An 18,491-nucleotide genomic window follows, 5' to 3' on the forward strand; every position below is an offset into this window, starting at 1 on the left:
GGGGACGGGGTGGCGGGGTCGGACGGGTCGGGTGAGGTGGTGGTGGGGACGGCCGTCGGGGCCGGGCTCGCCGGGGTGGGGCTCGCGGGGGACGGCGGGGCCATGGGGGCCGTCGGTGTCGTGGGTTTGTCGGGTGCCGTGAGGCGCAAGGGCAGTGCGATCAGGGCCGCGACCGCGCAGACCAGGCCGGCGCCGGCCGCCGTGCGCAGCATCAGGCGCCGGAACGCGCCGCGGCGGATCGCCTCGAAGTGGCCGGGCGGCGGCCCGAGATAGGTGGACGACGGCGGTCGCAGGATGACGGTGAGCGGGTCGTCGGGATCGAAGTCCGGGTCGTAGGGGTCGAAGTCCGGACCCTCGTCAGAGTGTGTGATCAAGGCTTCTCCTCAGGTGGGCGCGGAGCAGTTCGCGAGCCGTGTGAAGGTCGGCCTTGACGGTTCCTTCCTTGCGCCCGGTCAGCGCGGACACCTCCCGGATCGGCATGTCAGCGTAGTAGTGCAGCAGGATCGGCACCCGCAGTCGCTCCGGCAGCGCCTGCACGAGCAGACGTACCGACGGATCGGCCTGCTCCGGCTGCGGCTGTACGGCGGCTTCGACGGTGACGCGGTGCACGGCCCTGCGTTCGCGCTCGAGTTTGCGCCAGTGGTCCCGGACGAGGTTGGCCGCGGTGACGTAGAGGAACCCGCGCGGCTCCGCCACGGACGTCCAGCGGGCCCAGAGCCGGGTGAACGCCTCGGAGGCGATCTCATGGGCCGTCTCGTCGTCGTCGACGAGACGGCGGCACCAGCCGGCGAGACGTGGATAGAGGGCGGCGAACAACTCGGACGCTGCCTTCTCGCGGGACCGTTTCAACGCTCTCCATGGTCGTGGGGACACTCGTGCGCGGGGCGGGGTCAGGGGGTGGCGGAGCTCAGGCCCGCGAAGACGATCACGTTGTCGCGGTAGCCGTCGCCGGTACGGGGGCCACCGCACGTAATGAGCCGCAACTCCGGGCGGTCCACGTCCCCGTAGACCGCCTCCGTCGGGAATTCCGCCTTGGCGACCGTCCGTACGGTCTCGACGGTGAACCGTGCCGTCGTGCCGTTCCCCAGGCGCGCCGCGATCTTGTCGCCCCGCCGCAGCCGGGCGAGGTCGTGGAAGACACCGTCCCCGTAGGCGCCGACGGTGGCGTGGCCGAGGATCACCGAGGGGCCGACCTGGCCCGGTGTCGGTGAGTGCCCGTACCAGCCGGCCTGGTCGTGGACCGTGATCGGGGGTACCTGCACACTGCCGTTCGCGGCGAGCCCCAGCCGCATGACCGGGGTGTCGACCTCGATGGCGGGGATCCGCAGCCGCACCGGGACCGAACGCGCGAGGGCGTGGGCCGCGTTCGGGGAGGGCCGCGAAGGGGGTGGCGTGCCGTCCGGTGCGGCGCCGTCGTCGCGCGGCCCGGCTCGGTCGGGCCCGTCGGACCCGCCGCCACAGCCGGTCAGCAGGGTCGCCAGCGCCGCGGTGAGGCAGGCGCGCCTGGAGAGCGGGGTCATGCTCCGGTCGCCCGCCGACGCCGTACGACGAAGACGGTCGCGCCGCCGACCAGGAGGGCCGCGGCGGCGCCCCCGCCGATCACTCCGGCCTGGCCGCCACCGTCTCCGGAGTTCGCCGCCACCACACCGGTGTCGGGGGCGCCGCTCGGGGTGACGGCGACCTGGCCGCCCTCGGACGGAGCGACGGTCGCCTCGGTGCCTTCGTCGTCCGGGGAGGGCATGGCGGTCGGTTCCCCGCCGGGGGCCTTGGTCGGCGGGACGGACGGCACGGCGCTCGGAGCGGCGCTCGGCGCATCGGCCGGCGGGAGGGTCGGCTCGGCGCTCGGGGCCGCGGACGCCGGGGCGGCGGGGGCCGCGGACGGCTCGTCCGCCAGCGCGGGGGCGGTGCTCGCCAGGACGGCGGTGCACGCGAGTGCCACGGCACTGAGGATGGTTCGGCGCATCTGTCGCTCTCCTTCGTCGGTCAGCCCGGCCGATGGCCCAGGGGCTGTGTTGCGGACGAGGGGAGAGACGAGGGGGCGGTGGGGCGCGTTGTAAAGAGATGGCAAAGCCCCGGGAGGTCCGGGACCGGGGCGGGTCCGGCGCTTCTCCTCCCGGAGCTCTCCTGCTCGGTGTCAGGGCTGGATACGGACCTGCTTGGTCTCGCTCACCTGGTCCACCTCCGAGACCCTGACCGTCACCTTCATCTCCCAGGTGCCGGGGATGGGCAGGTTGAAGGAGTCGGCGCCCCAGTAGCCGCCCTTGTCGGTGACCCGGGTGTCGAGGGGGCCGATCCTCTGACTGGCGAGGGTGAAGGTGACGCGCACCTCGGGGACGATGGCCGGGCTGCCGTCGGGACCGAAGACGATGGCCTCCACCGAGTTGTCACCGGCCCGGTTGGACTCGAGGGTGACCTGGACGCGGCCCCGGGCCTTGCCGACCTCGAAGGGGACGTTGGTGACGGAGGCGGCGGTCACCGTGCCGGCGCCCGCGCTCGACGCCGTCGTCGACGCCTCGGCCGCCGCGCGGCCCGGGAGGGTGTTCGTCAGCACCGTCGTGATCATCAGGACCAGCACGGAGACGGCCACCTCGACCAGCACGGAGCGGCGCAGAGCCTTGCGATGCGCGTCTTCCGCGGGGGGCTCTTCGGGCCCGCCGGAAGCCTCGGCGATGCCGGAGCGACCAAGCGCACCGGAAGCCTCGGAGGTGCCCGAGCCACCAGGCGCACCGGAAGCCTCGGCCGTGCCCGAGCCACCAGGCGCACCGGAAGCCTCGGCCGTGCCCGAGCCACCAGGCGCACCGGAGGCGTCGGCCGTGCCCGAGCCACCAGGCGCGCCGGAAGCGTCCTCCCGCGTCTCGGCCTCCGCCGCTCCCCCCACCTTCGCCGGCACCCGTTCCTTCACCGCCACCTCGGTCTCCTTCTCCGCCCCGGACTCGGTCCCCTTCTCCGCCCCGGACTCGGTCCCCTTCTCCGCCCCGGACTCGGTCGCCGCCTCCGCCGCCACCAACCTCCCCGTCCAGCGCCGGGACCAGCCCGCCGCCGCCAACAGCAGCGTCACCGCCGCCAGTTTCACGAGCAGGATGCGGCCGTAAGCCGTCTCCGTGAGCGTGGCCCAGGAGCCCAGGCCGCGCCAGGACTGGTAGACGCCGGTGACCGTCAGGACGATGACGGAGGTGAAGGCCAGCCTGGAGAAGCGGGCGACGGTGAGCGCGGGCAGCGGGCCGCGGTGGAGCAGGGTGAGCAGCGCGGTGAGGCCGCCCAGCCAGGCCGCCATCGCCAGCAGGTGCAGCACGGAGGACGTCATCGCCACCGGCACCTGGATACCGGCCGACGCGTGCTCCGCCGAGGCCCAGGTCAGCGCCAGGCCGACCCCGAGGACGGCGCCCGCGCCCAGCGTCACCCGGGTGGGCCGTTCGTGTTTCCGGGCGCGCAGCAGCAGTACCGCCGCGACCGGCAACAGCAGCAGACGGGCCACCAGGGCCTCGCCCGGACGGGTGGTCAGGGTGCGCTTCAGCGCGGACGGGTCGAAGGCCGACGCCGGGCCGGTGCCGGACTCGTACGGGGCACGCAGCAGGAGCAGTACGGCGGTGGCGGCCAGCAGCACCCACCAGCCGACCACGAGCGTCCTGCGCAGCCGGCCGGGCTCGGGCGGACGGCAGACGACGAGGAACACGGCCGTGCCGATGAACAGCGCCGCGGCACCGTAGGCGAGATAGCGCGCGAGGTCGTAGAGGCTGCCGGTGGCCCGGTTCTCGACGGGGCCGGCGCTGACGACGACCGGGGTCGGGGACGGCTTGCCGACGGAGTAGGTGAAGGCGCCGGAGACCGGGTGGCTGTCCGCGGACACCACCCGCCACGCCACGACGTACGTGCCCTCGGTCGCGTTCGCGGGCAGGCTGACCTGCACGGTGTCCGACCGGCCCGAGGCGTGCCGTGGCTCGCCGCGGTCCGCCCGGCGGTTGTCAGGGTCGAGGACGCGCAGGGAGTCGTCGAGCAGGCCTATCGACTCGGTGAAGGTGAGGGTCAGGGCGCGGGGTGCCGTCTTGAGGACGGCTCCGTCGGCGGGGTCGGTGTCGCGGAGTGCGGCGTGGGCCGACGCCGGTCCCGCGCCGCCGAGGACGAGCAGGACCAGCATGGCGCCCAGCAGCACCAGCCCTTGAAGTCGCCGTGTTCCGCCTCGCCGTCCGTCATAGCGCCCTTCGCCCACGTCACTACTCCGTCTCCGGACTCGCCGCTCGGGGATACGTACGGATGAAAGCCCGCCCGCGCTCACCGGAGGGCCGAGGTGACACGTCTCATCACTTCGGCCGCGCCGACACTCCTCCGTCCACCACCAGGCCCTGCCCGGTGACCCAGGACGCGAGCGGCGAGGCCAGGAACACGCAGGCGTCGCCCCACGTCCTCGGGCCGTCCGAGCCGGTCAAGCGCGACCGCCCGCCGCCACCGCGTCACGCCCTCCGGCCAGGCCTCCGCCAGTCCCTCGCGGTCGATCAGGCCGGGCGAGACGGTGTTGACGCGGATGCCGAACCGGCCGTACTCCAGGGCGGCCGCGCGGGCGTGCATCACGACCGCCGCCTTCGAGGCGGCGTAGTGGGCGTGACCGTCGGCGGGCAGCCGGGCCTCGACGGAGGCGATGTGGGTCACCGTGCCGCCGCCGTCCTGCTCCCGCATGATCGCGGCGGCCGCCTGGGTGCAGGTGAAGACGCTGGTCAGGTTGGTGTCCCCCACCTCCCGCCACTCCGCCGCCGACATCTCGGGCAGCGGGCGGACCGGCTGGACGCCCGCGTTGTTGACGAGGGTGGTCAGCCGTCCGCCGCCCCACTCGGCGGCCTCGTGTACCAGGCGGCGGCACGCCTCCTCGTCGGTCAGGTCCGCGCGCAGGACGACGGCCCGGCCGCCCAGTTCACCGGTGCGGGAGGCCGCGTCACGCGCGGAGTCGACGGCCGTACGGCAGTGCAGCGCCACGGCGGCGCCCTCCTGCGCGAACCGCAGCGCGATGCCTCTGCCGATACTGCCGCCCGCGCCCGTCACAAGGGCGGTCAGGCCCGCCGACAAGCCCGTGCTCCCCGTGTTCATGGTCGGCACAGTTCCAGAATCCGCGCGGCCTCCGCCGGATAACGCACCGTCAGCTGCGCCGCGTCCCCGTGCTCGTATCCCTCCGCGGTGAACCCGGGAGCCATCGTGCAGCCGAAGAAGGTCCACGCGCCGCCCGCCACCACCCGGCCGCCCATCCAGGTGCCCGCGGGCACGGTGAGCTGGGGGTGCTGGCCGGCGAGGATGTCGGGGCCGAGGACGGCCGTGCGGGAGGCGCCGTCGGGGGCGAGGAGCAGCAGCTCCAGGGGGTCGCCGAGGTGGAAGTGCCAGACCTCGTCGGTGGGCAGGCGGTGCAGGGCGGAGTAGTCGTCCGCGGTCAGCAGGGCCACTATGGCGGTGCCCTCCGGGCGGCCGTCGGCCCGCGCGGGTCCGGTCCAGGTGCGGCGGAACAGGCCGCCCTCGCGTGGGATCGGCTCCAGGCCGTAGTAGGCGACGAGGTCCTCGGGAGTCACCCGGGGAAGGCTACCTCCCGGCGCAGGAACGCCAGTTGAGCCTTCTTCTCGGGCAGGTACACGTCCGGCAGGTCGATCTCCGGCAGTGTGACGACCGGGCCCGCCTCGAAGCCCTGCCGCAGGAAGCGGGAGACGGCCTTCTCGTTGGCCACGTCCGGGTCCACCACGACCCGGCGCCGCCCCAGTCCCAGCAGGACGTACGAGGCGATGGCCGTCACCAGCGCCGCGGTCCAGCCGGAACGCGCGCCGTCGGGTCCGGCGGGGGCGAGCAGCAGGTGCACGCCGATGTCGCCGGCCTCGACCGGGTAGCAGTCGCCGACGCGGTCGGCCTCCGGCTCGTAGGTCTGGAGGAGGGCGGCCGGTTCGCCGTCCTTCACGACCAGGTACGCGTGGTGGGTGTCGAGGGTGTCCATGTGGGCGTAGATCTCGGCGACCTGGTTCCTCGTCAGGCCGTTCATGCCCCAGAAGGAGGCCCGCTCCTCGGCGGCCCAGCGGTGGATCACGTCGGCGTCGGCCCGCGGGTCGAGGGGCAGGACGCGGACGGTGCCGAATCCGTCGAGGACCCGCTCGTGGACGGGGGTGCGCTGGTCAGACATCGGTCTCCTCGGTCTCCTTCGTCAGCCGGCCCCAGTCCGTGCATACGGGGATGAGCTCCCCCGCGAGCCACAGCGGGAGCTGGTCGTGGTGATGCGGGTCGGCGGGGTCGCCGGACGCGCCGAACGGCACCACCCAGCGGCTGTCCTCGCGCCGGGCCAGGTCCCACACATAGCGGGCGGCCGGGCCGCGCGCGGCGAGGTCGGTCAAGCCGGGCACGGCCGAGGTGCACAGCACGCAGTCGTGGTCGCCGGACAGGGCCGGCCCCTCGTACGCGAGGTCGGTGAGCGCGCGCCAGGGGGCCAGGCGGTGGGTGTCGCCCCAGCGGGCGGGCGGCCGCGCGGCGACCTCCTCGACGGCCGCGCGGACGATGGCGGGGCGGTCGACTCCGTACAAGTGCGTCACTCGCAGGAGGTGTTCGAGGGCGAAGCCGATGCGCGGGACGAGGGCGAGCCAGGGGAGGAGGACCTCCGGGTAGGCGGGCGGGGTGGCCAGCGCGGCGAACGCCGGATGGGCGGCGAGGAGACGCACGACCGTGTCCCGCACCGCGGCGTAGGCGGCCGCGTCCCGGCTGTCCGCGTCCATGCGGCGGTCCCAGCGCAGGAGGCGGTCGCGCAGGGCGGCGGCCGCGTCGGACAGGTCGTCGAGGTCGGCGAGGTGGTCGAGGAGGGGCCCGGCGGAGCCGAGGTGGGTGTCGGTGTGGATCGCGGGCATGTCGGCCGCGGACCACTGGCGGCGCTCGTCGAGGAGGGCGCGGATGCGGTCGGCGCGGTGCGGCGGGGCGAACTCGACGCCCAGCGGGCCGGCGGGGCCGCGCTGGTTGGCCATGACCGCGATGCCGTCGGTCAGACCGGCCCGGGGCATCTCGTGCCAGCCGGTCCACTCGTGGCCGGGCTCCCACGCGGGCACCAGCCGGGTGCGGTTGGCCTCGGCGCGCACCGGGACCCGGCCCGCGACCCGGTGCATCGACCCGCCCTGCGTGTCGGCCGCCTGGACGACGTTGACCGGCTCCGCCCAGGCGTCGAAGGCGCGGTCCACGTCGGCGACCCCGCGGGCCCGCAGCAGCGGGAGCAGGGCGCCGAAGCCGAGGTCGGAGGTGACGCGCGGCGGGTGGCGCAGGCTGAGGGCGAGCGGGGTGCCGTCGTCGAGTCCCTCCGGTCCACCGGCGATCACCGGCCCTCGGTCGGTCTCGATCACCTCGACCTCGACAGGCACCTCCCCGGCCACCCGGACCAGCTCCGTGTGCCGGGCGGCCCGCCGCCACACCCCGTCCGGGCCGAGGGCCTCGATGCCCGCACCGGTGCGCCGCAGCCGCTCCCGGTAGAGGTCCTGGTAGTCGGCCATGGCGTTGGTGATGGCCCAGGCGACCGTGCCAGTGTGTCCGAAGTGGGCGATGCCGGGGACGCCGGGGACGGCGAGGCCGATGACGTCGAACTCGGGACAGGCGAGGTGGATCTGCTGGTAGACACCGGGGTCCTCGATGAAGCGGTGCGGGTCGCCCGCGATGACGGCCTGCCCGGTGGCCGTACGCTCCCCGCTCACCAGCCAGCCGTTGCTGCCGGAGGTGCCCGGGCCGTCCGTGGCGAACAGCCCGACCGCCTCAGGACCGAGGTGGTGTGCCGCCTCCTCCCGCCACAGCTTGGCGGGGAATCCGGCGAAGAGGATGTGCGTGGCCAGCCAGATCCCGAGCGGGGTCCAGGGCTCCCAACGGCCGGGGGTGAGGCCGACACGTTCGAAATCCCGGTGGGTTGGCGGACCCTCGGACGTCAGGGTGGTGTGCAGGCCCTCGTTGACGCCCTCGACGTACGAGCGCACCCACGCCGCCGTCTCCGGGTCCGCCTCCTCCAGCGCGGCCCAGCAGCGGCGGGCGGTGTCGTCCAGGCGGGCGCGGCGGGCGAAGACGTCCCACGCCACGGCCTCGACGCCGAGGAAGGACGCCGAGGTGCCCTGGGCGCGGTGCCGTTCGACCTCCAGCTGCCAGGCACGGTCGCGGGCGGTGACGCGGCCCTGGGCACGGGCGAGCTCGAGGGCGCTGTCCGCGCGCAGGTGCGGGACGCCCCAGGCGTCTCTGTGGATCTCGGTGGTCACCCCGTGGCCCCTTCGCGCTCCGGACACATGCTTCAGGACACGTGCCTCAGGACACGTGCCTCAGGACACGCGCCTCAGGACACGTGCTTTAGGTTAGCCTTGCCTAAGTCGGCTGGGTGGAATCGTACGCGAGAGGTGAGGGCGCGATGGCGCAGGGGCGGGGATGGGAGGGCGCGGTCCTGAAGCTGATGCGCGCCAAGGACTACGAGTTCACCGTGACGGACGCCGAGGACGTCACTCCGCACTACCGGCGGCTGCGCCTCACCGACGGCGGCCTGCTCGCCGCGACGGGCGTCCACCCCACGATGTGGGTCCGGCTCTGGTTCGACAACGCGGGCAAGCCGCACCAGCGGGCGTACACCCTGGTCGACCCCGACCCGGCCACCGGCGCCTTCGCCCTGGAGTTCGCCCTCCACGAGGGGTGCGCCGGCGACTGGGCGCGGGCCGCGAAGCCGGGCGACACCATCGATGCGACCGTCCAGGGCACCGGCTTCGAACGGCCCCGGCCCGAACCCTCGCACGTCTTCGCGATCGGCGACCCGGCCTCGCTGCCCGCCCTCAACTCCCTGCTCGCGGAGTTCGACACCCCGGCGACCGTCTGGTTCGAGGGCAACCCCGACGGCCTGCCCTTCCACACCGACCCCGCCCGCCACGACCTGCGCCCGGTCCCCCGCCGGGACGCCGGAGCCCACCTCGTCGAGCGGGTCCGCGCCGACCTCCCGGCGCTGCTCGGGGCCACCCCGGAGCCGTACGTGTGGATCGCCTGCGACACGGCGACCACCCGCGCCCTGTCGTCGTACGTCCGCAAGGAGCTCGGCGTCCCCAAGCAGCGCACGCACGCGCTGGGGTACTGGCGCGCGACCTGATCCCGTACGCGGGATCATCGATCCATGAACGTCACCCTGCACCTCGCCCAGGACCCCGAGGCCGACGAACTCCTCGGACGCTCCCCGCTCGCCGCGCTGACCGGCATGCTGCTGGACCAGCAGGTGCCGATGGAGTGGGCGTTCAAGGGACCTCGTACGATCGCCGACCGGCTCGGCGCCTCCGACCTCGACGCGCACGAGATCGCCGCCCAGGACCCCGAGGCCTTCGTCGCCCTGCTCTCCGAGAAGCCCGCCGTGCACCGCTACCCCGGCTCGATGGCCAAGCGCATCCAACAGCTGTGCCAGTACCTCGTCGAGCATTACGACGGTGACGCCGAGGCCGTCTGGAAGGGCGTCGACGACGGGCGGGAGCTGCTGAAGCGCCTCCAGGAACTCCCCGGGTTCGGCAAGCAGAAGGCACAGATCTTCCTGGCCCTGCTCGGCAAGCAGCTCGGCGTGCGCCCCCAGGGCTGGCAGGAGGCCGCCGGCTCCTACGGCGAACCCAGGTCCTTCCGCTCCGTGGCCGACATCACCGGCCCCGAGTCCCTGGCCAAGGTCCGCGCCCACAAGCAGGAGGTGAAGGCAGCCGCGAAGGCGGCGAAGCCGACGAAGCCGGCCACGTAACCGCCGACCGACCGTCCCCACCCCGACCACGCCGAAGCGCCGCCCCGCCCGGACCACGGTCGGCCACTCGACCACGGGAAGCCCCGTCGACCGTCCGGACCGTTCTGGATGGCGGGGCCTTGGGGGGCCGTTCCAGCATGGAGCATGACCGAGCCACCGACCGGTTCCTCCCGGGGGCCGGAGGAGTACGACGACCGCAGGGTGCACGCCCGGCACACGGCGACCGCACACGAGCCCGAACCGCCCATCGAGGGCCCCCTGCACGCCCTGTCCCGCGCCACCTGGCAGATCGTCCTGATCACCGGTGCCGCCTCCCTGGTCATGGGCGTCCTGGTACTGGTCTGGCCGGGCGCCTCCCTCTTCGCGGTCGGCATCCTCTTCGGCCTCTACCTCGTCATCAGCGGCGTCTCCCAGCTCGTCTCCGCCTTCGGCACCCACAAGACCACCTCGCTGCGCGTCCTGGCCTTCATCAGCGGCGCCCTGTCGATACTGCTGGGCCTGTTCTGCTTCCGCGGCCCCATGCAGTCGATCCTGCTGCTCGCCCTGTGGATCGGCATCGGCTGGCTGATCCGCGGCATCACCCACACCCTGGCCGCCGCCTCCGACCCGGCCATGCCCGCGCGAGGCCGGCAGATCTTCCTCGGGATCGTCACCGTCGTCGGCGGCATCGTGCTGATCGACTCCCCCTTCGAGTCGGTCGCCGTCCTCACCCTCGTCGTCGGCATCTGGCTGGTCGCGGTCGGCGCCGTCGAGATCGTCGTCGCCCTCACCATCCGCGGACGGGCCCGCCAGGTCCCGCACACGGTGTGATGACCTCGTACGCCGTGCGAGCGGATCTCGCGGCCCGCGCGATGACCGCCCCGCACCCGGCGGGGAGATGACCGAGATGACCCCCGCGAGCACCGCACGAAGTCTTCCCCGCAGCCGCGCCTGGCTGCGGGTGCTCGTGCTGCTGCTCGCCGTAGTGGTACCGGGAGCGCACGCCGAGGCGCACCCGGCGCCCGTCGGGGCGGTCGCCGGCGAGAGCGTCGAGTACGACGCCCTCGACACGGTCCTACGGCCCCCGGCCCACCACGCACACCGCCCCGCCGCGCCCCTGCGTCCCACGCCGCTCCCGGCCCCGCGCCCCGGCGACCCGGCGGTCCCGCCGCTCCCGGCGCCGCCCGGCCCGCCGTACTCCCCGCACACCCTGCGCTCCGTGGTCCTGCGCTGCTGACCCGCCCGGGGCCTGCGGCCTGCCCGAGCAGTCCGGCCCGCTGAAGAAAACCGGCACGCGCCACCCAGCTCAAGAAACCAGGACCGAGGAACACAGCCATGCCCTCAGACCCCTACGCCGTCCTGCGCGCCCTGCTGCGCGCGGAGGCCGCCCGCAGCACCCCGAAGCCGCATCCGCAGGAGGCGACGCCACAGCAGCAGCGACCCCCGAAGAAACGGGAACGCTGATCCCCGCCGGCGGAGGCGGCCCCACCGCCTCCGCCACGAACCCCACCGCCAGCGCCACGCCCCCCCCCCCCGCCACGAACCCCCCGGCTCCACCGCGCACCCCCGCTCCACCCCGCGCGGCGCGCCGATGCCTCTCGCGTGACGCGCCGACGCCTCTCGCGTGACGAGGAACACACCACCCCCTTGGGAGGGAATCAGCTGAAGCATCCGGGGAAGGGAACGCCCGCTGGGTGCGCCCGGATCGAGGACCGGGCGCGTTCTTTCCGGTTCGCCCTCTTTCACGGCACCTTTCCCCCCTCACACTCCGTCGCCATGGCTGCGCCCGGAAGGTCTGGGCCGGTAGGCTTTCCGTGTGATCTTCAAGCGCATCGGAAACGGCCGGCCGTACCCCGACCACGGCCGGGAAAGCACCCGGCAGTGGGCGGACGTCGCGCCGCGCCCGGTCCGCCTCGATCAGTTGGTGACGACCAAGCAGCAGCTCGACCTGGAGACGCTCCTCGCCGAGGACTCGACGTTCTACGGCGACCTCTTCGCGCACGTCGTGAAGTGGCAGGGCGACCTCTACCTGGAGGACGGGCTGCACCGCGCGGTGCGCGCCGCGCTCCAGCAGCGTCAGGTGCTGCACGCGCGCGTGCTCGAACTGGACTGACGTCGGCCGGTGGCGGGTTGGCCCTTTCGGGTTCTCCTGTGCCGCCGAATGATCATCTAGTAGGCACGGCCGCCCGAGCGCACTACGCTGCGTTCATGAGCATGCTGACTCCCCAGGGCATGGGCGGCAAGTACCGGATCACGGGGAACAAATACCCACGGATGCGCCCTCACCGGCGGCGCGGCAGGCTCGTCGTCCTGACCGTCGCCTGTGCCGCCGCGCTCGGAGTCGCGGGCTGGGGAACACTGCAGCTCATCGATGTCTTCACCGGTGGCGGCAGAACGGCCTCGGCGGCCGGTACGAAGAGCCACTGCGCGACCAAGGCGAGCCCCTCTGCGGGCGCGACGCCCCCGGCCGCGGCCGTGCCTCCTCCGAACCGGATCACGGTCAACGTCTTCAACGCCACGCCCCGCAGCGGGCTCGCCAAGAAGACCGCGGACGAGCTGAAGAAGCGTGGCTTCCGCATCGGCGAGGTGGGCAACGCGAGCAAGGAGTACGACAAGAAGGTCGCCGGTACCGGCGTCCTGCTCGGCCCCGCCTCCGCCCAGAACACCGCGCTGCGCGTCCTCGGCACCCAGCTCGCCGGCGCCGAGCGCCGCACCGACGCCGCCCGTAAGGGCGACGCCGTCGACCTCGTCATCGGCACCGGCTTCAAGAACCTGACCAGCCAGGCCGCGGCGGACAAGGCCCTCACCGCCCTGACGGCCCCGCAGCCGGCCCCCAGCGGCAACAGCAAGAAGAGCTGCTGAGCGGCGGGCGAAGGGCGGGGAGAGGGGTCTGTACGAGAGGGGTCTGTACGGAGGGTGGGTGAAAGCTCCTCCGGAGATTCCCGCGAGACAGGTCGCAGCCGGCTACTCGGCCGCGCCGTACAGCCTGTCGCCCGCGTCTCCGAGGCCGGGGACGATGTAGCCCTGTTCGTTGAGGTGATCGTCGACGGCGGCCGTGACGACCGTGACGGGGGTGCCCGCCAGCTCGCGTTCCATCAGCTCGACGCCCTCCGGGGCGGCCAGCAGCACCACCGCGGTCACGTCGTCGGCACCGCGCCTGATCAGCTCCCGGATCGCCGCGACCAGCGTGCCGCCGGTGGCGAGCATCGGGTCGAGGACGTACACCTGACGCCCGGAGAGGTCCTCCGGCATGCGCGTGGCGTACGTGGACGCCTCCAGCGTCTCCTCGTTGCGGATCATGCCGAGGAAGCCCACCTCGGCGGTCGGCAGCAGCCGCATCATGCCGTCCAGCATGCCGAGACCGGCCCGCAGGATCGGCACGACCAGCGGACGCGGGTAGGAGAGCTTGACGCCGGTGGTCCCGGCGACCGGCGTGGTGATGTCGACCTGTTCGGTGCGCACATCGCGCGTGGCCTCGTAGGCGAGCAGGGTGACCAGCTCGTCGGCCAGGCGGCGGAAGGTCGCGGAGTCCGTGCGCTGGTCGCGCAGCGTGGTGAGCTTGTGGGCGACCAGGGGGTGGTCGACGACGTGGAGACGCATGACCACAACAGTAACCGGGCCCCATGACCTCATTGCCCCCACGCTCCGCAAGGCTCTACCCCTGGCTTAGCCCGTCTGTTGGCATCAAACCCACCGACCGGGGGAAAGTGGTGGGGACGGACTGGGGTGGTGAGCCGATGCCCGACCTGCCTGACCGCAGCACATCCGAACAAGGGCCGCCGCGGGAGCCCGAGACGGACGCGGAGCGCCGTCGGCGCCGCGCCCAATTCCTGCGCGATCTCGCCGAGGCCCGCGAACTGCGCGACCGCGTCCAGCCCCGCCGCGCCAAGGCCGCCCGGCTGCGACACGCGATGCGTATGCGGACGTTCCGCTGGTAGCGGCCTGCACCGGGAAGATCCAAGCCCACCGGGGCGTTGCGGGGGTGGGTGCGCGCGGACGCTGGGGAAAGCCGCGTACGATCCGCAGGTGGCCGCAACGAGTGTGCTGGTGAGTTGCATACGGACCGACTCGGGGACGTGCGATCAAAACCACCGGACACAGGGAGCAGAAGACGTCCCCTGAACGCCTTGTTTCTGCCACGATTCCGAGTGGGTGGGGCTCGGAGCCCAGCTCTCTCCGCCCGTAACCTCCGCCGGGGGGACCCCCAACCGGCACGCCTATGACCAGTGGGAGAGTCACGGTGTACTTCGCCGCACTGCTCGCGCGCACCGAAGACGGGTGGGAAGCGAGCGACACAGAGCTCGACGATGTGGAGACCCTGTCGGATCTCGCCGACCTGGCCCGGGAAGCCGCCCCGGACGAGGACACGGTGCTCGTACTGATCGAGCAGGAGGACGCCTGGTTCGGCGTCGTCCGCATCGACGGCGAGGAGGACCCTCGCATCTATGTCTCGGACGCCGCCGCCGCTGCCCGCAGCAGCTACGGCGAGATCCTGCTCACCGACGAACTGCTCGGCAGGGAGCCCGGCGACGACGACGCCGACCTGGACTCCCTCGACCTCGACGGCACCGAGGACGGTGAGGACGAGGACGCCGAGGACGGCGGCTCCGCCGACGCCGTGCCGCACGGCCCGGTGGGCGACGTCGGCATCCTCGACGACCTCGGGGTCACCGAGAAGGAGCTGAAGTCGCTGTCCGCCGACGCGGTCACGGAGATCGCCGACGCCCTGGGCGCCTCGGAGACCCTGGAGACCGTCCGCTGACCGCACCGACCGCGGGAGGGACGCCCGACCCGGTACGCGACCGCTGGCGGGCCGCCATGCGGCTCGCCCTCGACGAGGCCGGGCTGGCCGTCCGGGGCGGGGACGTCCCGGTCGGTGCCGTCGTGCTGGCCTCGGACGGTACGACCGTGCTCGCGACCGGGCACAACGAGCGCGAGGCCGTCGGCGACCCGACCGCGCACGCGGAGGTCCTGGCGATCCGGCGAGCGGCCGAGCGGCTGGGCGAGTGGCGGCTGTCCGGCTGCACCCTCGTCGTAACCCTGGAGCCCTGCACGATGTGCGCGGGCGCGCTCGTCCAGTCCCGCGTCGACCGGGTCGTCTACGGCGCCCGCGACGACAAGGCGGGCGCGGCCGGCTCCCTCTGGGACGTCGTACGGGACCGGCGCCTCAACCACCGGCCCGAGGTGATCGAGGGAGTCCTCGCCGAGGACTGCGCACGGCTGCTCACCGACTTCTTCCGCTCCCGCTGACCACCGCCCGCGAACACGGCCTTCCCGCCGCCGCCGATACTGATTTCAAGGCACACCCCGCCGTGCTGTAAGGTCTCCCTCGGTAGCGTGTCCGAGCGGCCGAAGGAGCTCGCCTCGAAAGCGAGTGTGGCGCAAGTCACCGAGGGTTCAAATCCCTCCGCTACCGCTCTTGACGAGGGGCTCGGTCCGGTGGACCGGGCCCCTCGTGGCTGTCCGGTTGGTCTTGCCCAGGTAGGTCCAGGCGAGGCCGCCGATGACCGGGGCGTGCAGGAGGAAGAGGAGCCACAGGAGCTTCGGTACGAAGCGGATCTGCTCCTCGGGGGTGCGGGCGCAGTCGATCAGGACTCCCCACCAGAGCAGGGCCACGATCCCCGCCAGGACAACGACCAGCAGTGTCATCAGCATCCGTCTTCTCTCCCTCTTCCGTCTTTCCGGCCGCACCGGAGCGCGTTCACCGGTTCATCGGACGAGGCCCCCCGAACGGTTCACGGTTGATACGAGCGATTTCTCGGACGCCGAGCCGTTGATCCTTAAATACGACCTGTAGTTACACTCACCGTCGTCGGCGCAGGGGGCCCTACGGGCACATCAGGCACAGAGGGAGGCCGCGGTGGCGGTGAACGCCAAGAAGATCGCCGTGTACGTGCTCGTGGTCTTCATCCTGTACGTGATCATCACGGACCCGGCCAAGGCCGCGGACTACGTCCAGATAGGGTTCGAGGGCATATCGGACGCCGCCAAGGCCATCGGCGAGTTCATGTCGTGGATCGCCGGCGGAGCCAAGTAGCCGGTCCGCCGGTCCCGCCGCACCCGTCGGGGCCACCGCACACAATGGGAGCGCCCCATGATCCGCCACCTGGTCCTCTTCAAGCTCAATGAGGGCGTCCAGCGCGACGACCCCCGGGTCGTGGCGGGCGTCGCCGCCTTCCGCGCCCTGGGCGACACGATCGAGGACCTGCGCTTCTGGGAACTGGGCTGGAACATCAGCGAGCGGCCCATCGCCTACGACTTCGCGATCAACTCAGCGGTCGAGGACGCGGACGCCCTGAAGCGCTACCTGGAACACCCCGACCACCAGGCGGGCGTCGCCCTGTGGCGGGAGTTCGCCACGTGGGTGGTCGCCGACTACGAGTTCTGAGCCGGCGCGCGCTCCGGCCCGCCCCCTCACCGAAGCCCTCCGCCCTTTCGGCGGAGGGTTTTTCACGCTCTACATGACCCGATATCACATTCAACACGGGTACACGAGGTGCTTGCACACAGTGCACATGTCTTGTGATGCTATGACCGCTTTTGACGGGTGAGTTGATGGATGAGTTGACCGATCGAAGAGGTGGCGTTGACCGTGCCGGCCAGTACTGCGCCGCCCCAGGAAGAGACTCCCGCTCAGGCCCCGGCGCCGCAGGCCGAGGCGCCGACGCCCGAGAAACGCCGCGGGGCCGACACCCGCGCCCTCACCCAGGTGCTGTTCGGTCAGCTCAAGGACCTCCAGCCGGGCACGCCGGAGCACAACCGCGTGCGCGCGGCGCTCATCGAGGCGAACCTCCCGCTCGTGCGCTACGCGGCCGCCCGCTTCCGCTCCCGCAACGAGCCCATGGAGGACGTCGTCCAGGTCGGCACCATCGGCCTCATCAACGCCATCGACCGCTTCGATCCGGACCGGGGCGTGCAGTTCCCGACATTCGCGATGCCGACGGTCGTCGGCGAGATCAAGCGGTACTTCCGCGACAACGTCCGTACCGTCCACGTACCGCGTCGGCTGCACGAGCTGTGGGTGCAGGTCAACAGCGCGACCGAGGACCTGACCACCGCCTTCGGACGCACCCCCACGACCGCCGAGATCGCCGAGCGGCTGCGCATCACCGAGGAGGAGGTGCTGTCCTGCATCGAGGCCGGACGGTCGTACCACGCCACCTCGCTGGAGGCCGCGCAGGAGGGCGACGGGCTGCCGGGCCTGCTGGACCGGCTCGGCTACGAGGATCCGGCGCTCGACGGTGTGGAGCACCGCGACCTGGTCCGCCACCTCCTGGTGCAACTCCCGGAACGCGAACAACGCATCCTTCTGCTGCGCTACTACAGCAATCTGACCCAGTCACAGATCAGCGCGGAACTCGGCGTCTCCCAGATGCACGTGTCGCGGCTACTCGCGCGTAGCTTCCAGCGGCTGCGATCCGCAAACAGGATCGAGGCGTAACTCCCAGGAGCGAATCGCTCACCAGGGCTGTTCCCGACAGTTGTGGGCCGAAAGGCCGTCAGACCGCCTCTTTCCAGGGCTGTTTCGTAACTGAGATGTCGACATGTCACTACAGCGTGTTGCCGACATGTGACATTCTGCGGGAAGCGCGTTTGCCGAGGCTCCGGCTCCGGTATTCAGGTGAAGGTCGGCGTTCCTCGATCGGAGCGTTCGCCGCGACCGTCCCGCGACCCAAAGGGGGTGGCATGTCCGCAGATCAGGGCAGCTCGAAGGTGCTCACGCTCACGAAGAGCGAGTCCGCGCCCGACGCCGCGCTCGACGACGTTACGGCCATCGAGGCCACCCCGGCCCCGGCCTTCACGGCATCGGAAGCCATCAACACCCGCACCCTGTCCCGCTCCCTGTTCCTGCGGCTCGCCGCACTCGACGAGAACAGCCCCGAGCGCGCCTACGTCCGGGACACCCTCATCGAGCTCAACCTCCCCCTCGTGCGCTACGCGGCGGCCCGCTTCCGCTCGCGCAACGAGCCCATGGAGGACATCGTCCAGGTCGGCACCATCGGCCTGATCAAGGCGATCGACCGCTTCGACTGCGAACGGGGCGTGGAGTTCCCGACGTTCGCGATGCCGACGGTCGTGGGCGAGATCAAGCGCTTCTTCCGCGACACCTCGTGGTCGGTGCGCGTGCCGCGCCGGCTCCAGGAGCTTCGCCTGGCCCTCACCAAGGCCAGCGACGAGCTCTCCCAGAAGCTGGACCGCTCCCCGACGGTCGCCGAACTCGCCGCGGTCCTGGGCGTCTCGGAGGAGGACGTCGTCGACGGCCTCGCGGTCGGCAACGCGTACACGGCCTCGTCCCTCGACTCCCCGACTCCCGAGGACGACGGCGGCGAGGGCTCCCTGGCGGACCGCCTGGGCTACGAGGACACGGCACTGGAGGGCGTCGAGTACCGCGAGTCCCTCAAGCCCCTGCTCGCCAAGCTCCCGCCGCGCGAGCGCCGCATCATCATGCTGCGCTTCTTCGCCAACATGACCCAGTCGCAGATCGGCGAGGAGGTCGGCATCTCCCAGATGCACGTCTCCCGTCTCCTGACCCGCACGCTGCAGCAGCTGCGCGACGGCCTCATCTCCGACTGAGTCCCCGAAGCCCCAGGAGTCCCGGAGCCGCAGGAGTGTCTGAGGCCCCGGGGTCCCTGAGGCCTGAGGCCCTGGGGTCCTTGAGGCCCTGGAGTCCCTGAGTTCCCGTGGCTTCCTTCCTGACGGGGCGTCAGCCAAACTGGCGCGATGCCTCGAGCCACACGGACACCGGCACACGGCCGTCGCCGCGCCCTGATCGGCGCGACGGCGGCCGTCGTCT

At 72.3% G+C, this 18,491-nt stretch carries 24 protein-coding genes, 1 tRNA gene and 1 pseudogene; 15 read left to right on the plus strand and 11 right to left on the minus strand.

Features of this window, described 5'->3' with window-relative positions; translation table 11 throughout:
• The 9 genes and pseudogenes from IG99_RS16405 to IG99_RS16445 form a co-directional block, all read right to left on the minus strand.
• Nucleotides 1-374, minus strand: a 374-nt coding sequence (locus IG99_RS16405; protein ID WP_037674671.1) for a hypothetical protein, incomplete at its 3' end; no start/stop codon positions are given.
• Nucleotides 358-849: an RNA polymerase sigma factor gene (locus IG99_RS16410; protein WP_037674673.1), complete on the minus strand. Its 492-nt coding sequence runs from the start codon at nt 847-849 to the stop codon at nt 358-360. The genes IG99_RS16405 and IG99_RS16410, both read right to left, overlap by 17 nt.
• 41 nt (nt 850-890) lie before the next feature.
• A complete protein-coding gene (locus tag IG99_RS16415) occupies nt 891-1,520 on the minus strand; it encodes a class F sortase (protein WP_037674675.1) in 630 nt (209 codons plus the stop codon).
• A complete protein-coding gene (locus IG99_RS16420; protein WP_037674677.1) occupies nt 1,517-1,963 on the minus strand; it encodes a hypothetical protein in 447 nt (148 codons plus the stop codon). Before IG99_RS16420 ends, IG99_RS16415 begins: the two co-directional genes overlap by 4 nt.
• 171 nt (nt 1,964-2,134) lie before the next feature.
• Nucleotides 2,135-4,150, minus strand: coding sequence for a copper resistance protein CopC (locus IG99_RS16425; RefSeq protein WP_037674680.1), 2,016 nt, complete (start codon nt 4,148-4,150; stop codon nt 2,135-2,137).
• A 148-nt stretch (nt 4,151-4,298) separates the two neighbouring features.
• A pseudogene (locus IG99_RS16430) lies at nt 4,299-5,076 on the minus strand (SDR family NAD(P)-dependent oxidoreductase).
• Nucleotides 5,073-5,546 (minus strand): cupin domain-containing protein, encoded by a 474-nt coding sequence (locus IG99_RS16435; RefSeq protein ID WP_037674683.1) that lies wholly within the window; start codon nt 5,544-5,546, stop codon nt 5,073-5,075. Before IG99_RS16435 ends, IG99_RS16430 begins: the two are co-directional and overlap by 4 nt.
• Nucleotides 5,543-6,142 (minus strand): GNAT family N-acetyltransferase, encoded by a 600-nt coding sequence (locus IG99_RS16440; protein ID WP_037674684.1) that lies wholly within the window; start codon nt 6,140-6,142, stop codon nt 5,543-5,545. Before IG99_RS16440 ends, IG99_RS16435 begins: the two co-directional genes overlap by 4 nt.
• Entirely contained in the window at nt 6,135-8,228 is a 2,094-nt protein-coding gene (locus IG99_RS16445; RefSeq protein ID WP_037674685.1) for a penicillin acylase family protein, read from the minus strand. Before IG99_RS16445 ends, IG99_RS16440 begins: the two co-directional genes overlap by 8 nt.
• Before the next feature lie 146 nt (nt 8,229-8,374).
• On the opposite strand from IG99_RS16445, the gene IG99_RS16450 reads away from it, so the two are divergent.
• The 7 genes from IG99_RS16450 to IG99_RS16475 all read left to right on the plus strand — a co-directional run bounded on the left by IG99_RS16450 (nt 8,375) and on the right by IG99_RS16475 (nt 12,559).
• Nucleotides 8,375-9,094: a siderophore-interacting protein gene (locus tag IG99_RS16450; protein ID WP_037674687.1), complete on the plus strand. Its 720-nt coding sequence runs from the start codon at nt 8,375-8,377 to the stop codon at nt 9,092-9,094.
• Nucleotides 9,095-9,118: 24 nt separating this feature from the next.
• Nucleotides 9,119-9,718 carry an HhH-GPD-type base excision DNA repair protein gene (locus IG99_RS16455; protein WP_037674690.1) on the plus strand — a complete coding sequence of 200 codons (600 nt, stop codon included), beginning with the start codon at nt 9,119-9,121 and terminating at the stop codon, nt 9,716-9,718.
• Between the two features lie 144 nt (nt 9,719-9,862).
• Nucleotides 9,863-10,528, plus strand: coding sequence for an HdeD family acid-resistance protein (locus tag IG99_RS16460; RefSeq protein ID WP_037674692.1), 666 nt, complete (start codon nt 9,863-9,865; stop codon nt 10,526-10,528).
• Between the two features lie 76 nt (nt 10,529-10,604).
• The gene (locus tag IG99_RS16465) at nt 10,605-10,934 is read left to right on the plus strand and encodes a hypothetical protein (RefSeq protein WP_037675142.1); all 330 of its coding nucleotides are present in this window, start codon (nt 10,605-10,607) and stop codon (nt 10,932-10,934) included.
• A gap of 98 nt (nt 10,935-11,032) precedes the next feature.
• Entirely contained in the window at nt 11,033-11,161 is a 129-nt protein-coding gene (locus IG99_RS51400; RefSeq protein ID WP_267882536.1) for a hypothetical protein, read from the plus strand.
• A 352-nt stretch (nt 11,162-11,513) separates the two neighbouring features.
• Nucleotides 11,514-11,810 carry a type II toxin-antitoxin system VapB family antitoxin gene (locus tag IG99_RS16470; RefSeq protein WP_004943146.1) on the plus strand — a complete coding sequence of 99 codons (297 nt, stop codon included), beginning with the start codon at nt 11,514-11,516 and terminating at the stop codon, nt 11,808-11,810.
• Nucleotides 11,811-11,929: 119 nt separating this feature from the next.
• Nucleotides 11,930-12,559 carry a LytR C-terminal domain-containing protein gene (locus IG99_RS16475; protein ID WP_037674693.1) on the plus strand — a complete coding sequence of 210 codons (630 nt, stop codon included), beginning with the start codon at nt 11,930-11,932 and terminating at the stop codon, nt 12,557-12,559.
• A 102-nt stretch (nt 12,560-12,661) separates the two neighbouring features.
• Here IG99_RS16475 and upp read toward each other — a convergent pair whose 3' ends face one another.
• Nucleotides 12,662-13,297: a uracil phosphoribosyltransferase gene (upp, locus tag IG99_RS16480; protein ID WP_037675143.1), complete on the minus strand. Its 636-nt coding sequence runs from the start codon at nt 13,295-13,297 to the stop codon at nt 12,662-12,664.
• Nucleotides 13,298-13,434: 137 nt separating this feature from the next.
• Here upp and IG99_RS16485 point away from each other — a divergent pair, with 137 nt between their 5' ends.
• The 4 genes from IG99_RS16485 to IG99_RS16500 all read left to right on the plus strand — a co-directional run bounded on the left by IG99_RS16485 (nt 13,435) and on the right by IG99_RS16500 (nt 15,113).
• Nucleotides 13,435-13,635, plus strand: a complete 201-nt coding sequence (locus tag IG99_RS16485; protein WP_037674695.1) for a hypothetical protein — start codon at nt 13,435-13,437, stop codon at nt 13,633-13,635.
• 302 nt (nt 13,636-13,937) lie between these two features.
• Complete coding sequence (locus IG99_RS16490) at nt 13,938-14,459, plus strand: tRNA adenosine deaminase-associated protein (RefSeq protein ID WP_037674697.1); 522 nt, start codon at nt 13,938-13,940, stop codon at nt 14,457-14,459.
• A 56-nt stretch (nt 14,460-14,515) separates the two neighbouring features.
• Nucleotides 14,516-14,947 (plus strand): tRNA adenosine(34) deaminase TadA, encoded by a 432-nt coding sequence (tadA, locus tag IG99_RS16495; RefSeq protein ID WP_037674699.1) that lies wholly within the window; start codon nt 14,516-14,518, stop codon nt 14,945-14,947.
• An 81-nt stretch (nt 14,948-15,028) separates the two neighbouring features.
• Nucleotides 15,029-15,113 (plus strand) — tRNA-Ser (locus IG99_RS16500).
• Here IG99_RS16500 and IG99_RS45475 read toward each other — a convergent pair.
• The gene (locus IG99_RS45475; protein WP_078947745.1) at nt 15,095-15,352 is read right to left on the minus strand and encodes a PLDc N-terminal domain-containing protein; all 258 of its coding nucleotides are present in this window, start codon (nt 15,350-15,352) and stop codon (nt 15,095-15,097) included. The genes IG99_RS16500 and IG99_RS45475 overlap by 19 nt on opposite strands.
• A gap of 205 nt (nt 15,353-15,557) precedes the next feature.
• Between IG99_RS45475 and IG99_RS49595 the strand changes: the two genes are divergently transcribed.
• The 4 genes from IG99_RS49595 to IG99_RS16525 all read left to right on the plus strand — a co-directional run bounded on the left by IG99_RS49595 (nt 15,558) and on the right by IG99_RS16525 (nt 18,271).
• Nucleotides 15,558-15,734: a hypothetical protein gene (locus tag IG99_RS49595; RefSeq protein WP_037674703.1), complete on the plus strand. Its 177-nt coding sequence runs from the start codon at nt 15,558-15,560 to the stop codon at nt 15,732-15,734.
• A gap of 57 nt (nt 15,735-15,791) precedes the next feature.
• Nucleotides 15,792-16,085: a Dabb family protein gene (locus IG99_RS16515; protein WP_037674705.1), complete on the plus strand. Its 294-nt coding sequence runs from the start codon at nt 15,792-15,794 to the stop codon at nt 16,083-16,085.
• A 198-nt stretch (nt 16,086-16,283) separates the two neighbouring features.
• The gene (locus IG99_RS16520) at nt 16,284-17,138 is read left to right on the plus strand and encodes an RNA polymerase sigma factor SigF (protein ID WP_234311877.1); all 855 of its coding nucleotides are present in this window, start codon (nt 16,284-16,286) and stop codon (nt 17,136-17,138) included.
• A 245-nt stretch (nt 17,139-17,383) separates the two neighbouring features.
• Entirely contained in the window at nt 17,384-18,271 is an 888-nt protein-coding gene (locus IG99_RS16525) for an RNA polymerase sigma factor SigF (RefSeq protein ID WP_037674710.1), read from the plus strand.
• Nucleotides 18,272-18,491: the final 220 nt, after the last annotated feature.

The sequence above is a fragment of the Streptomyces griseus subsp. griseus genome, assembly GCF_000720255.1.
Classification (GTDB): domain Bacteria; phylum Actinomycetota; class Actinomycetes; order Streptomycetales; family Streptomycetaceae; genus Streptomyces; species Streptomyces griseus_I.

Coding starts and splice junctions, on each gene's coding strand:
- IG99_RS16415 (WP_037674675.1), bottom strand. CDS start 1,520: ATGACCCCGCTCTCCAGGCGCGCCTGCCTCACCGCGGCGCTGGCGACC.
- IG99_RS16465 (WP_037675142.1), top strand. CDS start 10,605: ATGACCCCCGCGAGCACCGCACGAAGTCTTCCCCGCAGCCGCGCCTGG.
- IG99_RS16440 (WP_037674684.1), bottom strand. CDS start 6,142: ATGTCTGACCAGCGCACCCCCGTCCACGAGCGGGTCCTCGACGGATTC.
- upp (WP_037675143.1), bottom strand. CDS start 13,297: ATGCGTCTCCACGTCGTCGACCACCCCCTGGTCGCCCACAAGCTCACC.
- IG99_RS16420 (WP_037674677.1), bottom strand. CDS start 1,963: ATGCGCCGAACCATCCTCAGTGCCGTGGCACTCGCGTGCACCGCCGTC.
- tadA (WP_037674699.1), top strand. CDS start 14,516: ATGCGGCTCGCCCTCGACGAGGCCGGGCTGGCCGTCCGGGGCGGGGAC.
- IG99_RS16525 (WP_037674710.1), top strand. CDS start 17,384: ATGTCCGCAGATCAGGGCAGCTCGAAGGTGCTCACGCTCACGAAGAGC.
- IG99_RS16475 (WP_037674693.1), top strand. CDS start 11,930: ATGGGCGGCAAGTACCGGATCACGGGGAACAAATACCCACGGATGCGC.
- IG99_RS16450 (WP_037674687.1), top strand. CDS start 8,375: ATGGCGCAGGGGCGGGGATGGGAGGGCGCGGTCCTGAAGCTGATGCGC.
- IG99_RS51400 (WP_267882536.1), top strand. CDS start 11,033: ATGCCCTCAGACCCCTACGCCGTCCTGCGCGCCCTGCTGCGCGCGGAG.
- IG99_RS16460 (WP_037674692.1), top strand. CDS start 9,863: ATGACCGAGCCACCGACCGGTTCCTCCCGGGGGCCGGAGGAGTACGAC.
- IG99_RS16485 (WP_037674695.1), top strand. CDS start 13,435: ATGCCCGACCTGCCTGACCGCAGCACATCCGAACAAGGGCCGCCGCGG.
- IG99_RS45475 (WP_078947745.1), bottom strand. CDS start 15,352: ATGCTGATGACACTGCTGGTCGTTGTCCTGGCGGGGATCGTGGCCCTG.
- IG99_RS16455 (WP_037674690.1), top strand. CDS start 9,119: ATGAACGTCACCCTGCACCTCGCCCAGGACCCCGAGGCCGACGAACTC.
- IG99_RS16515 (WP_037674705.1), top strand. CDS start 15,792: ATGATCCGCCACCTGGTCCTCTTCAAGCTCAATGAGGGCGTCCAGCGC.